This is a genomic window from Nitrosospira sp. Nsp18 (genome assembly GCF_900103145.1).
Lineage (GTDB): Bacteria > Pseudomonadota > Gammaproteobacteria > Burkholderiales > Nitrosomonadaceae > Nitrosospira.
In genome coordinates this window covers 61,650-75,666 of sequence record NZ_FMWY01000014.1, presented here as the reverse complement: position 1 = coordinate 75,666, position 14,017 = coordinate 61,650, and the positions used below count along the sequence as shown (strand labels likewise).

The 14,017-nt window shown below is 51.3% G+C and carries 11 protein-coding genes, 3 tRNA genes and 1 rRNA gene; all 15 read left to right on the top strand.

Annotated features, from left to right (window positions below; translation table 11 throughout):
* The first annotated feature begins 152 nt into the window (after window positions 1-152).
* The 15 genes from pheS (at window position 153) to BLS94_RS08215 (ending at window position 13,961) form a co-directional block, all read left to right on the top strand.
* Entirely contained in the window at window positions 153-1,178 is a 1,026-nt protein-coding gene (pheS, locus tag BLS94_RS08290; RefSeq protein WP_072766569.1) for a phenylalanine--tRNA ligase subunit alpha, read from the top strand.
* 272 nt (window positions 1,179-1,450) lie between these two features.
* The gene (pheT, locus tag BLS94_RS08285; RefSeq protein WP_090959516.1) at window positions 1,451-3,829 is read left to right on the top strand and encodes a phenylalanine--tRNA ligase subunit beta; all 2,379 of its coding nucleotides are present in this window, start codon (window positions 1,451-1,453) and stop codon (window positions 3,827-3,829) included.
* Between the two features lie 342 nt (window positions 3,830-4,171).
* Complete coding sequence (locus tag BLS94_RS08280; protein ID WP_072766567.1) at window positions 4,172-4,480, top strand: integration host factor subunit alpha; 309 nt, start codon at window positions 4,172-4,174, stop codon at window positions 4,478-4,480.
* The gene (locus BLS94_RS08275) at window positions 4,458-4,838 is read left to right on the top strand and encodes a MerR family transcriptional regulator (protein ID WP_072766566.1); all 381 of its coding nucleotides are present in this window, start codon (window positions 4,458-4,460) and stop codon (window positions 4,836-4,838) included. The genes BLS94_RS08280 and BLS94_RS08275 overlap by 23 nt, the downstream gene beginning before the upstream one ends.
* A gap of 101 nt (window positions 4,839-4,939) precedes the next feature.
* Window positions 4,940-5,016, top strand: a tRNA-Pro gene (locus BLS94_RS08270).
* Between the two features lie 107 nt (window positions 5,017-5,123).
* Window positions 5,124-5,864: a 5'/3'-nucleotidase SurE gene (gene surE / locus BLS94_RS08265; protein ID WP_072766565.1), complete on the top strand. Its 741-nt coding sequence runs from the start codon at window positions 5,124-5,126 to the stop codon at window positions 5,862-5,864.
* A gap of 87 nt (window positions 5,865-5,951) precedes the next feature.
* Window positions 5,952-6,587, top strand: coding sequence for a protein-L-isoaspartate(D-aspartate) O-methyltransferase (locus tag BLS94_RS08260; protein ID WP_371130253.1), 636 nt, complete (start codon window positions 5,952-5,954; stop codon window positions 6,585-6,587).
* Window positions 6,588-6,694: 107 nt separating this feature from the next.
* Window positions 6,695-7,663, top strand: a complete 969-nt coding sequence (locus tag BLS94_RS08255; protein WP_256325343.1) for a peptidoglycan DD-metalloendopeptidase family protein — start codon at window positions 6,695-6,697, stop codon at window positions 7,661-7,663.
* Window positions 7,664-7,670: 7 nt separating this feature from the next.
* Window positions 7,671-8,624: an RNA polymerase sigma factor RpoS gene (gene rpoS / locus BLS94_RS08250; protein ID WP_072766679.1), complete on the top strand. Its 954-nt coding sequence runs from the start codon at window positions 7,671-7,673 to the stop codon at window positions 8,622-8,624.
* Window positions 8,625-8,857: 233 nt separating this feature from the next.
* Entirely contained in the window at window positions 8,858-9,289 is a 432-nt protein-coding gene (locus tag BLS94_RS08245; RefSeq protein ID WP_072766562.1) for a group III truncated hemoglobin, read from the top strand.
* Between the two features lie 716 nt (window positions 9,290-10,005).
* Window positions 10,006-10,623 carry a superoxide dismutase gene (locus BLS94_RS08235; RefSeq protein WP_090959505.1) on the top strand — a complete coding sequence of 206 codons (618 nt, stop codon included), beginning with the start codon at window positions 10,006-10,008 and terminating at the stop codon, window positions 10,621-10,623.
* Between the two features lie 18 nt (window positions 10,624-10,641).
* A complete protein-coding gene (gene tyrS, locus BLS94_RS08230; RefSeq protein ID WP_090959503.1) occupies window positions 10,642-11,847 on the top strand; it encodes a tyrosine--tRNA ligase in 1,206 nt (401 codons plus the stop codon).
* 294 nt (window positions 11,848-12,141) lie between these two features.
* A 16S ribosomal RNA gene (locus tag BLS94_RS08225) occupies window positions 12,142-13,677 on the top strand.
* A 125-nt stretch (window positions 13,678-13,802) separates the two neighbouring features.
* Window positions 13,803-13,879, top strand: a tRNA-Ile gene (locus BLS94_RS08220).
* Window positions 13,880-13,885: 6 nt separating this feature from the next.
* A tRNA-Ala gene (locus tag BLS94_RS08215) sits at window positions 13,886-13,961 on the top strand.
* Window positions 13,962-14,017: the final 56 nt, after the last annotated feature.

The following is a 14,017-nucleotide window of genomic DNA, read 5'->3' as shown; positions in this document are numbered from 1 at the left end:
AAATCATCTTCGATGCACTAAAATGAATTCCTTTCCTTATGGCACAACGTTAACTGCAAAACTGTTTCGGTAACCTTTTTCTATGGCGCAACGCGCGCCTTGCCTCCTTTTTTCTTGTTTGGATTCGGTAACCCATCCCATTTCGATTGCTTATGACTAATCTGGATCACCTTATCAGTGAAGCCGTTGATCTCTTCAATGGTACGGATGAAATTGTCGAGCTGGAGCAAGCCAAGGCGCGCTATTTGGGCCGAAATGGCCGCCTGACGGAATTACTGAAGGGATTGGGCAAGCTCCCGCCGGAAGAGCGTCCTGCCGTGGGACATCGCATAAACCAGGCGAAGGAAACATTGGAAGCGGCACTTAATTTTCGCCGGGATACGATACAAGAAAAAAAACTTGAGGCGCAGTTACTTGAAGAAGCGCTGGATGTGACGCTGCCAGGGCGCGGTTTGGGAATGGGTGGTCTGCATCCGATAACGCGGACCCTGGAACGCATCCAGTCACTATTCCATTCCATCGGGTTTACCGTAGCAACGGGTCCCGAGATCGAAACCGATTTTTACAATTTCACCGCGCTTAATATTCCGGAAAATCATCCGGCGCGTGCCATGCACGATACCTTTTACGTCGATGATGGGGCCGGCAGGCATTTGCTGCGTACACATACTTCGCCGGTTCAAATCCGCTATATGGAAAAAAAGCAGCCGCCCCTAAAGGTGATCGCGCCAGGAAGAGTATATCGTTGCGACTCTGATTTGACTCATACTCCCATGTTCCATCAGGTGGAAGGCCTATGGGTGGATGAAAATGCCAACTTTTCGGCGTTAAAAGGAGTGCTGGCCGATTTCATGCAACAATTTTTTGAACGGGACGATTTGCCGGTGCGCTTCCGTGCTTCTTTTTTTCCGTTTACCGAGCCTTCGGCTGAAATGGATATCCGCTGCGTGAAATGCGAAAACGGTTGCCGCATATGCGGTCATACCGGATGGCTGGAAGTGCTGGGGTGCGGAATGGTGCATCCTAACGTTCTTGAGCATGTTGGCATAAACAGCGAAAAATATATTGGTTTCGCATTTGGGTTGGGGGTCGAGCGATTGGCAATGCTGCGGTATGGTGTGAGCGATTTACGGTTGTTTTTCGAAAATGATTTACGATTTTTGAAACAGTTTAATTAAAAGAACAACGGGAATACCGAAATAGCGTTTTGCACGCCTCAATTAGTAATCCAATCTGAGAGGCACGAAAGCGAACCCCGCTTTACGGCGCGAATACCCCTGCGAATATACTGAATAGCGGGAAAGTTACGCGAGCCCTTGGGCGCAAAGCATGAACAGCGCGAAAGCGGATAAGCGATAATCGCCCAACAGGATATCTCGTGGTCCTTGATTCAGGAAAGACAACCTCAAGGACATCGGATCTGCCTCTTCCGCAAAGAGAATAAATTCAAATGAAATTTTCAGAAAATTGGCTTCGCACTTTCGTTAACCCGCCGTTATCGACAGGCAACCTTGCTCAGGCGCTAACCATGGCCGGCCTGGAAGTTGAGGCTATTGAACCGGTCGCGCCGGCCTTTAGCAAGGTAGTGGTGGCTGAAGTGCTATCCGTGCATAGACATCCGGATGCGGATCATCTTTATGTTTGCAAGGTCAACACGGATTCGATGGAATCGGCTGAGCCGCTACAGATTGTCTGTGGTGCAGCGAATGTCCATTCCGGAGTAAAGGTGCCATGTGCGCTGGAGGGCGCGGAACTGCCGGGTCTTACCATTAAACGGACGAGGATACGTGGAATTGAATCCGCCGGAATGTTATGTTCAGCGAAGGAACTGGGCTTGGAAGAAGTCTCTGCCGGTTTATTGCTGCTTCCGGATAGTGCGCCAACCGGTATGGATTTTCGGCATTATTACGAACTCGAGGACAAACTCCTTACACTCAAGCTGACACCCAATCGCGGCGATTGCCTTGGGTTAGGTGGTGTTGCTCGGGAAGTGGCCGCCATTACTTCCGAAGATCTCAAGCCGTTAACGATCAAGCCGATTAAAGGTCAGTTGAATGACGCCCTGACGATACAAGTCGACGCCCCGGACGCTTGCCCGCTTTATTGTGGCAGAGTGGTACGTGGCGTTTCTCTCGATGTTCCCACTCCTCAGTGGATACTTCGTCGCCTGGAACGTAGCGGCCTGCGTTCGATCAACGCTGTGGTGGACATAACCAATTACGTAATGCTGGAGATCGGTCAGCCTCTCCATGCTTTCGATCTCGCAAAGATTGCGGGTGCCCTCAGGGGCTCAATTCATGTACGTTATGCCAAGCCCGGCGAAAGGCTCAAATTATTGAACGGCGAAGACCTTATGCTGCAACCCGGCATGCTGGTCATAGCGGATGAGGTCAAGCCGTTGGCGCTCGCCGGTATCATGGGTGGGGATGAAAGTGGAGTGGTTCAAGGGGCAACCGATATATTTCTGGAAAGCGCTTTTTTCAGCCCTGAGGTGATCTCCGGCAAATCATTTTCCCTCGGGTTTAGTTCGGATTCAGCGTATCGCTTTGAGCGGGGCGTCGATTTTGGCGCGACACGCGACGCGATGGAGCGCGCAACGGGTTTGATCCTGGATATTTGCGGCGGTGAGACGGGGCCGATTACCGAGATCAGAGGCAAGTTGCCGCAACGCGACCCCATCCGCCTTCGCGTGGAACGGACCCGAAGAGTTCTGGGCATAGATCTTGGTGAAGCCAGAATCGCCGAATTATTTTGCCGCCTGCAATTCAGCTTTTCCGTGGTGGGCGATGTCTTCCAGGTTACGCCCCCGACTTACCGCTTCGATCTTGCCATCGAGGAAGACCTGATCGAAGAACTGGCGCGCATACACGGTTACAATTTTATACCCGCTACCTTGCCCCAGATGAAACTGGGCATGCTGCCTGCGCCTGAAATGTTAAAATCCCTCGCACGGTTGAGGGAAAGCATGACAGGGCGGGATTACCAGGAAGTCATCAATTATGCTTTTGTAGATGCCTCCTGGGAGTTGGAGCTGGCAGGCAACACCGCGCCGGTAGCATTGAAAAACCCCCTTTCCAATCAGTTAGCGGTAATGCGCAGCAGCCTGATCGGCGGCCTTATATCGAACCTGCAATTCAACCTCAACCGTAAGCAGACAAGAATACGTCTATTTGAAATTGGAGGTTGCTTCGAAAAAAGCGGCGAGGTCTACGCGCAACATGAAAAATTAGCCGGCCTTTGCTACGGAGATGCAATGACGGAGCAGTGGGGCGAGCGCGCGCGCGCGGTGGATTTTTATGATGTAAAAGCAGATATCGAAGCGCTATTTTTCCCAGCAGCAGTTGAAGTCGAAGCGGCGCCCCACCCGGCGCTGCATCCCGGGAAATCCGCTCTGATCCGCGTGGATAGCAAAATCGCCGGCTATGTGGGAGAGCTTCACCCTCGCTGGCAGCAAAAATTTGGCTTGCCCAAATCGGTTGTGCTGTTCGAGTTGGAGGCGGCAAGCATAATGGCACGAACCCTGCCGAACGCGGCAGAGATTTCGAAATATCCACCCATAAGGCGGGATATTGCCGTGGTGGTACCGGAGGATGTTCGCGTTCAGGCAATGCTGAACTGCATGTACGCCGAGAAATTGGCCGTTATTTCGGAAATTTCCCTGTTTGATGTGTATCATGGCAAAGGTATGGAAAACGGCAAAAAAAGTCTTGCATTCCGTATGTTATTACAAGATACTCAAAAAACGTTAACCGATGCGGAAGCAGATCGGGTTGTCGCACAGTTGATAAATGTTTTGCAGAATCAGTTCGGGGCAAAGCTCCGCAGCTGATAAAAGCAGGAGAATTATCAGGGGCTATGTATCAGCCGGCGACTGCGGCGCCAGCGAGACGGTAGTGATCCGCAGTGGTGCCGAATTCGTAGAGATCCCGAGGTGGAGAGACGATGGCCGAAGGCGGAGTGTGCGAATGATTCGGCTTCACCACAGCCATATAAGGCCGAGCCGTCCGAGCCTGCGTCAGTGAAGCGAATACTCGCTGTTATGCTTGCACGCCATAGGCCATCATGGCGTCTTGTGATCTTCTTTTTGCCAACTCAGCTGGCAACTGAGTGCTCCCCGGAAATTATTCAGAGGCTACCAGGTTTGAAAGTAACTAAACAGGTGAGGGAGACTATGACCTTAACAAAGGCCGAGCTGGCGGATTTGCTTTTTGAAAAAGTTGGATTCAACAAGCGCGAAGCCAAAGACATGGTGGAATCCTTTTACGAGGAGGTTCGCGTCGCCCTGCAAAACGGCGATGGCGTCAAACTTTCCGGTTTTGGCAATTTCCAGCTGCGCGACAAACCGCAACGTCCTGGTCGCAACCCCAAGACAGGTGAAGAGATTCCTATTACCGCCAGAAGAGTCGTCACTTTTCACGCCAGCCAGAAATTGAAGGCAATGGTGGAAAAGAATCAGGATGGAAAACGTAACGCCGAGTAACGCTTTGCCGCCCATTCCGGCTAAGCGTTATTTCACCATTGGCGAGGTTAGCGAGTTATGTGGCGTCAAGCCACATGTATTGCGGTATTGGGAACAGGAATTTACACAGCTGAAGCCCGTCAAGCGGCGCGGCAACCGCCGCTATTATCAGCGCCATGAGGTGTTGCTGATTCGCCGCATCCGGGAGTTGCTCTACGAGCACGGCTTCACCATTCATGGGGCTCGCAGCCGTTTGGGGCAAAATATGGTCGAGGCAGCCCTTTCTGTTCCCGATTCGGTTGCTCCGCATTCCTCATCAGTTGATCTGGCGCTATTGAGAGACGAAATCAAAAGTGTTGTGTCTTTACTTCGATCTTGATCCATTTCCGTAGTCCCGCTCTCTCGCTCTACGGTTCACAAAACAGCAATAGCAATTTCTAAGGTTCCTTACCTCGTGGCTTGTTGTTATAATTCCACGTTCGGGGCGTAGCGCAGCCTGGTAGCGTACTTGCATGGGGTGCAAGTGGTCGGAGGTTCAAATCCTCTCGCCCCGACCAATCAAGTTACGGATTGATTGATTCTGTCGGATATTACGGGCTTATCAGCACCGTTTGCGAATGTTTTTCTCCCGATAAGCTAAAAAATCACTTGGGTAACTGTTCGAATGCGCATATTGCTCAGTAACGACGATGGGTATTTTGCGCCAGGCCTCGCCTGTCTCGCCGAAGCGCTTTCCGTTATTGCAGATATCATCGTAGTTGCGCCGGAACGCGACCGGAGTGGCGCCAGCAACTCTCTTACGCTCGATCGGCCCCTGAGTCTCCGCAAGTCCCATAATGGGTTTTTTTATGTCAACGGTACGCCAACGGATTGCGTGCATCTGGCGGTCACCGGCATGCTCGACACATTGCCGGACATGGTGGTGTCGGGGATAAATGATGGCGCCAACATGGGTGACGATACGATTTATTCCGGTACCGTAGCTGCTGCCACGGAGGGGTTCTTGCTGGGCATTCCTTCTATTGCCATTTCTCTTGCCAGCTTTTCCACCGGTAATTTCTCCACTGCCGCACGTATAGCGACTGAAGTAGTACAACGTTTCCAAAACGACAAGCTTCACGGGACAGTATTGCTTAACATCAATGTACCCGACATACCGTACGATGAATTGCAAGGCATCGAGGTTACCCGGCTTGGCCGCCGGCATAAGGCGGAGCCCGTAATCAAATCGCAGAGCCCGCGCGGGAATACAGTCTACTGGGTAGGCGCAGCCGGGCCTGCTCAGGATGCGGGAGAGGGCACGGATTTTCTTGCCATTCAGCGTAACCGTGTATCGGTGACTCCGCTGCAAATCGACTTGACACGATATGGGCAGTTGGATGCAGTAAAAGAGTGGTTGAAATAGCAGCGCAGCGTTTTGGTTATTGTGCATGGTTGAACACCGCCTGTTCAAGGTATAGCTAATTTGAACACCCACTACTCCGGTATCGGCATGACGTCGGCGCGTACTCGTGCGCGCATGATCGAGCGTCTGAGAGCGCGAGGCATCGTTGATGAAGTGGTGCTGGCGGCAATGAACGTCGTCCCCCGCCACATCTTTGTCGAGGAGGTCCTGGCAAACCGTGCTTATGACGATGTGGCATTGCCTATCAATTTTGGTCAGACCATTTCGAGTCCATTTACCGTAGCGCGCATGAGTGAGCTGCTGCGCGCGGGTTCGGGCATAGACAAGGTGCTTGAGATTGGCTCGGGCTGCGGCTACCAGACGGCTGTGCTGGCGCAGTTTGCCCGCGAGGTTTATTCGATCGAGAGAGTCGGGCCCTTGCTTACCCGCACCCGCACACGTTTACGGCAATTGCGCCTCAACAATGTTCGCCTGAAGCATGCTGACGGTTTGCTCGGGTTGCCCGAGTCCGCACCGTTCGATGGCATTATTTTTACCGCCGCGGCTACGCATATTCCAGCAACGTTACTTGAACAATTAGCGATTCGCGGCAGAATAGTTTTTCCCAAGGGAAGCCAGGATCAGTATCTGTGCGTTATCGAACGTAATTTGCAGGGTTATACTGAGACAATGCTTGACGAGGTCAGGTTTGTCCCGATATTACCCGGAATCTGGAAACGTTAAACGATGCAAAATAAGAGACGGGAATGAGGCATGCCAGGATCAGGCAGAAGCATTTGAACAGTGATTCATCATGCCGCGAAATTTTCAGGGGATGTCGTTCATTTTGTATGAGCAGTTTTTTTTCTTCAGCCTATTGCTCGCTTCTCGTTTTATGCCTTTTAATGACGGGTTGTGAATCCACGCCTTATCGCGCGCCGGTAGTCGATAGCGCCACGGTAGAAGCGGAAAATGCCAAGCCCGAGGTGTCCGTTCGTCGACCCGATGCATATATCATAAAAAAAGGTGACACGCTATACAGCATCGCGCTGAGCCATGGCATCGACCAGAAGAGTTTGGCGGAATGGAATGACATTACGGATCCGGGCGCCATTCATGTTGGACAGCAACTTTACTTATCCTCGCCTTCCCTGCTGGCACAGCCATCGTTATTTCCCATCCGGGAAACGACGCTGCCATCCCGGGCCGTAACCACACCTTTCATCGTCTCCCCAATCGGAGCAAAACCTCAGGCCAACACGGATAAGCTGAAAACAGAACCCAGGGCGTTCAAACTACCTTATTCGGATCAGGCCGTCGCGCAATTGAAAGGCTTACCGGGCGCACCTCCCTTGGTGGCGCCGGTAAAAGCCGATCCGATGACCGAGAAGAATACCGGTACCGAAATTAATCCAATACCTCCAGCTGCAGAAGAACTCAATGACGGCGATCGCGTCGACTGGATCTGGCCAACCAGGGGCAAGATATTGGGCGTTTTCTCGGAAAGTTCCAAAGGGATCGATATTTCAGGCACTGCCGGACAAGCGGTAACCGCATCTGCTAATGGCAAGGTGGTCTATAGCGGCGCCGGGTTGCGCGGTTACGGCAAGCTTATCATTATCAAGCATAACAATACTTATCTCAGCGCCTATGCTCACAACAGCAAAATCCTGGTGAAAGAAGGACAAACAGTAGTAAAAGGCGAGAAAATCGCCGAGATGGGAAATAGCGATGCGAGTCTGGTGAAACTTCATTTTGAAATTCGCAAGAATGGAAAACCGGTTGACCCCTTGAAGCATTTACCCGGAATATCAGGATGAGCCCATGATGAATCAGCTACAGTATCCCGACGAGGAGTCCTATGACAAGACAGATGTTGCGGACCCCGATGATGCCCTTGAGATTTCCGAAGCGCCCTCCAGCGCTGCCGCCGAGCCTCCCAGCGACTTCCTCCTGACTGATGTCACCCAGATCTACTTCAATGATATCGGCCACAACGCGCTGTTGAGTGCGAAGGAAGAGGCGAAATTGACACGCCTGGTCAGGCAGAATGATTTTGATGCGCGTCAGAAAATGATCGAATGCAACCTGCGCTTGGTGGTCAATATAGCAAAACACTATACCAAGCATGGCGTCGCGTTACTGGACCTGATCGAAGAAGGAAATATGGGCATGATGCATGCACTGGACAAGTTCGACCCGGAGCGTGGATTTCGTTTTTCGACATACGCGACGTGGTGGATACGGCAGAACATCGAACGGTGCATTATGAATCAGTCGCGAACTATCCGTTTGCCGGTGCATGTCATCAAAGACTTGAATATCATTTTACACGCCGCTCGTCATCTGGAAGCGCATACGGGAAAGGAACCCAAACCGGAGGATATAGCGCATTTACTAGGGCGGCCGATCAAGGAAGTGCAAAGAATGTTGTCCTTGAACATGAGCATGATGTCATTGGATGCGCCTCTTGATGTCGATCCATCATTGTCCATTGGTGATGCCATCGCCGACGATAATAATCCCGGCCCCGACCATATGATGGAACAATCCGAGATCAAATGTCGCATCCAGGAATGGCTTAACCGGCTGAATGACAAGCAAAGACTCATCATTGAAAAGCGCTACGGCCTTAACGGATACGAAATCCAGACACTGGAACAACTGGCGACGAATCTCGATCTCACGCGGGAACGCGTGCGCCAGATTCAGTTGGAAGCACTGCAGACATTACGGGTAATGCTAAGGTGCGATGGGGTATCCAGGGATGGGGTGTTCTAGTTCTAGATTTCAGTTTTTCCAGTTCTGGTATTTTTTAGATTGAAGGACCAGGATCTTTTTAAAGATGTGGTAAACCTGCATTGACTCTTTACTCAGGCAAACTTGTCACATAGAATACTGCCTAAAGTACGAAAATTGCAATTTCAGCCATTGCGCTAGTTTTTCCGGGCGCCCTAAGCCAGCAACCCCTGCCATATCGCTGCGGTAATAACTTTATTATTTTTTGACTAACTATGACTACGCCACAACCAGAGTTTATAGCACCCTATCCTGACTTGTGTACTGAAGAGGAAATTTCTCGGCTGGTTCATACTTTTTATGCAAGAGCCAGAAAAGATCCGTTGCTAGGCCCGATTTTTGAAGCGCATGTTACCAATTGGGACGCACATTTTGTGCAGATGATCAATTTCTGGTCGATGAAGCTGCGCGGAACGAGCCATTTTCGCGGTGCCCCCATGCCCAAGCATGTGGCCCTGCCCGGCCTCACTTCCAAATTATTTGAGCGGTGGATCCAACTTTTTCGCGAAACCACAAGTGAGATGGAAAATCGGGATCTGCAGTTCAATGCCGATACGCTGGCACTGCATATCGGTAGCAGGCTGTGGTTGAGATATCAGATGGAGCGCTACCCCGACAAGCAACTGGTTGAACTCGATGGCGCATAGCGCTTGATAGGGATGGATTTTTGACGCACATCCGGCACGGGTGAGGTAATCGCAATGACCTCTCATTGCGATGTGACGATGTGATTTCGGGACGGCTTTCACCACAGCGTATTGATTAAAGTTCTCATGGTTCAAGCTTAGACTTTTCCATTCTCGGCTTGATCTCAAGCCTTCGAATGATTCATCTTTCCAAATCTCCACACCACACATATCTTCTGTTGCGTCCATCGACCATGCGTCCATGCGTGATGCGCTCCTGATCTGATTTGGGCTTCTCTCAGTGTATTTGATTTCGCCTCTGGCGCGCGATAGCGGATTGGGGCAGTATTGTTTGCGCGAAGCATTGATCGCTACCTGCTCTCAGCAAGTGTTGACCATCGGGTCAACAGACCGGAAAATGAGATGGCGGACTGATCCGTCTGCGCTCCAACTCCGTATGCCGCCCAACAGCAGTGCGCTATTTTCCGCTTATTTCGGATATACTGCTTATAAGTGTTATCGCCTGATCCAGCTATACCGGAGCCAACCTCGACTTCTCTTTTCGATCGGTCGTCGTTCAAGTGGTCCCGCAACTGAATCGGAATACGTTGTTCTTGAGTCATCTCGGTAACAGCGTATCGATCGGTTTTATTTATTTCCCCGGAAATAATTTACTACTCGGTATTTCGCAAAGGGGAAGGGATCGGATTTTATGTCACCACACAGGAGCAAAAATCATGAGCAACCAAAAGACTGAAAGTGCGCCGCATGTTCTGCCGCCTTTACCCTATCCGGATAATGCGCTGGACCCCGTCATTTCCGCAAATACGCTGAGTTTTCATTATGGCAAGCATCACAAGACTTATGTCGACAACCTCAACAAACTGATAGCCGGGACGGAGCTCGAGGATTTATCCCTGGAGGAGATCATTGCTTCGGTAGCCGGCAAAGTGGACAAAACCGGAATCTTCAATAACGCAGCCCAGGTCTGGAATCACACTTTCTACTGGAATTCCCTGACGCCTAAAGGCGGCGGCGAGCCTCCGGCAGCGCTGAAGCAAAAAATAGAAGCCTCTTTTGGTAGCGTCGAAGCTTGCAAAAAGGAATTGGCGACTGCGGCGACAACCCAGTTTGGCAGCGGTTGGGCATGGCTGGTACAAGATGGCGATAAGCTCCAGGTCAGCAAGACCGGCAATGCGGATCTGCCATTGACCAAAGGGATAAAGCCAATATTGACGATTGACGTGTGGGAACACGCCTACTATCTGGATTACCAGAATCGTCGTGTGGATTATGTCAATGCTGTGCTGGACAAGCTGATCAATTGGGGTTTTGCAGCGGATAATTGTAGGTAATATACTCCCGGCGTTCCTGTGACGATACCAATTTCAGAACAGCTGGAAATCATCAAACATGGTTGCAGCGAGACTCTGCCCGAAGACGAACTGGAGCAAAAGCTTGCTTTAAATCGCCCGCTCAGGGTCAAGGCCGGGTTTGACCCCACGGCACCCGACCTGCACCTGGGTCATACCGTTCTGCTCAACAAGATTCGCCATTTACAGGATTTAGGGCATCGCGCCCTATTCCTGATTGGTGATTTTACCGGCATGATAGGCGATCCCAGCGGAAAGAATACGACGCGCCCCGTTCTTTCTCGCGAGCAAGTGGCGGAGAATGCCAAATCCTACCAGAACCAGGTCTTTCGCATACTCAGGCCCGAGCAGACCGAGGTGGTATTCAATTCCAGCTGGATGGATAAGCTCAATGCAGCCGATCTGATCAAACTGGCGGCGACGCATACTGTTGCACGCATGCTGGAGCGTGAAGATTTTGGCAAACGCTACCGAAGTAATAAGGCCATCGCTATCCACGAATTTTTGTATCCGCTAATTCAGGGCTACGATTCAGTTGCGCTTAAGGCAGATATCGAACTGGGCGGCACCGATCAGAAATTCAATTTGCTGATGGGGCGGGAGTTGCAGAAGCACTTCGGACAATTACCGCAGTGTATTATTACCATGCCGCTTCTTGAGGGGTTGGATGGCGTCAACAAAATGTCCAAGTCAGCTGGCAACTATATTGGCATTACCGAGAATCCCACTGATATGTTTGGCAAGCTCATGTCGATCTCCGATGAGTTGATGTGGCGATATATCGAGCTATTATCATTTGAGCCTGTCAGCATCATTCGTCAGTGGCAGCAGGAAGTGAGAAGCGGCCGCAACCCGCGGGATGTCAAAGTGATGTTCGCGCAAGAGCTCGTTGCCCGCTTCCACAGCACACACGACGCAGAATCCGCGTTAGCCGACTTTGAGGCGCGATTCAGGCGCGGTGGCGTGCCAGATGACATGCCTCAAAAGATGTTGTATACTGACGCTGAAGGGTTGCAAATTACACAGTTACTTAAGCAAGCCGGACTAACCGCCAGTACGACAGAGGCGCTACGCTTGATCGAACAGGGTGGCGTAAGGTTGAATGGCGAAAAAGTCAGCGACAAGACCGTCAAATTAGGTCGTGGTGAAACCGCGGTAGTGCAAGTAGGCAAGCGAAAATTCGCCAGGGTAACGATCTCCTCTTAGTAAAAATAAGAAGTTTGAAAAAAACCCTTGACTCTGTTTTTAGTATCCGTATAATGCCGCCTTTCCCTGTGAAGCTTTAAGTTCGCTAAACAGACCGCTCTTTAAAAATTTACAGCCGATAGGTGTGGGCGCTTGAATCGGGACATCCGGTTATCTTCGTCTTTAAGGCGAAATAGCCGGAAATTCAAGATTCAAAGTGCTCGCACAATGTAATAAGATTCTGGCAAATATTCCTCTAACCAGGAATAAAAACTGGAATCATGAAATACGTCAAGCGAGAGTTTTACCAGTATTAAACTGAAGAGTTTGATCCTGGCTCAGATTGAACGCTGGCGGCATGCTTTACACATGCAAGTCGAACGGCAGCACGGGGGCAACCCTGGTGGCGAGTGGCGAACGGGTGAGTAATGCATCGGAACGTATCTTCAAGTGGGGGATAACGCACCGAAAGGTGTGCTAATACCGCATAATCTCTACGGAGAAAAGCAGGGGATCGCAAGACCTTGCGCTTTTGGAGCGGCCGATGTCTGATTAGCTAGTTGGTGAGGTAAAGGCTTACCAAGGCTTCGATCAGTAGCTGGTCTGAGAGGACGACCAGCCACACTGGGACTGAGACACGGCCCAGACTCCTACGGGAGGCAGCAGTGGGGAATTTTGGACAATGGGGGAAACCCTGATCCAGCCATGCCGCGTGAGTGAAGAAGGCCTTCGGGTTGTAAAGCTCTTTCAGCCGGAACGAAACGGTCACGGCTAATACCTGTGATCACTGACGGTACCGGAAGAAGAAGCACCGGCTAACTACGTGCCAGCAGCCGCGGTAATACGTAGGGTGCGAGCGTTAATCGGAATTACTGGGCGTAAAGCGTGCGCAGGCGGTTTTGTAAGTCAGATGTGAAATCCCCGGGCTCAACCTGGGAACTGCGTTTGAAACTACAAGGCTAGAGTGTAGCAGAGGGGGGTGGAATTCCACGTGTAGCAGTGAAATGCGTAGAGATGTGGAGGAACACCGATGGCGAAGGCAGCCCCCTGGGTTAACACTGACGCTCAGGCACGAAAGCGTGGGGAGCAAACAGGATTAGATACCCTGGTAGTCCACGCCCTAAACGATGTCAACTAGTTGTCGGGTCTTAACGGGCTTGGTAACGCAGCTAACGCGTGAAGTTGACCGCCTGGGGAGTACGGTCGCAAGATTAAAACTCAAAGGAATTGACGGGGACCCGCACAAGCGGTGGATTATGTGGATTAATTCGATGCAACGCGAAAAACCTTACCTACCCTTGACATGTACCGAAGCCCGCTGAGAGGTGGGTGTGCCCGAAAGGGAGCGGTAACACAGGTGCTGCATGGCTGTCGTCAGCTCGTGTCGTGAGATGTTGGGTTAAGTCCCGCAACGAGCGCAACCCTTGTCATTAATTGCCATCATTCAGTTGGGCACTTTAATGAGACTGCCGGTGACAAACCGGAGGAAGGTGGGGATGACGTCAAGTCCTCATGGCCCTTATGGGTAGGGCTTCACACGTAATACAATGGCGCGTACAGAGGGTTGCCAACCCGCGAGGGGGAGCCAATCTCAGAAAGCGCGTCGTAGTCCGGATCGGAGTCTGCAACTCGACTCCGTGAAGTCGGAATCGCTAGTAATCGCGGATCAGCATGTCGCGGTGAATACGTTCCCGGGTCTTGTACACACCGCCCGTCACACCATGGGAGTGGGTTCCACCAGAAGCAGGTAGTCTAACCGCAAGGAGGGCGCCTGCCACGGTGAGATTCATGACTGGGGTGAAGTCGTAACAAGGTAGCCGTAGGGGAACCTGCGGCTGGATCACCTCCTTTCTAGAGAAATTCCTGTTTCAAGCGCTCACAACCTATCGGTTGTCTAAAAAAGCAAAGCTAGGGGGCTAAGGAGCCATAGGCTAGTGACGACAAAAGCCCATCTCTTTGTTTCCAGGCTCTGTTCAGGGTCTGTAGCTCAGTTGGTTAGAGCACACGCTTGATAAGCGTGGGGTCGGTGGTTCAAATCCACCCAGACCCACCAACTAAAGGGGGTGTAGCTCAGATGGGAGAGCACCTGCTTTGCAAGCAGGGGGTCATCGGTTCGATCCCGTTCACCTCCACCAGTTCAGAAATCGGAACTCACGTGAATCTACTTAGAAAGTAGAAGTAAACGACAACG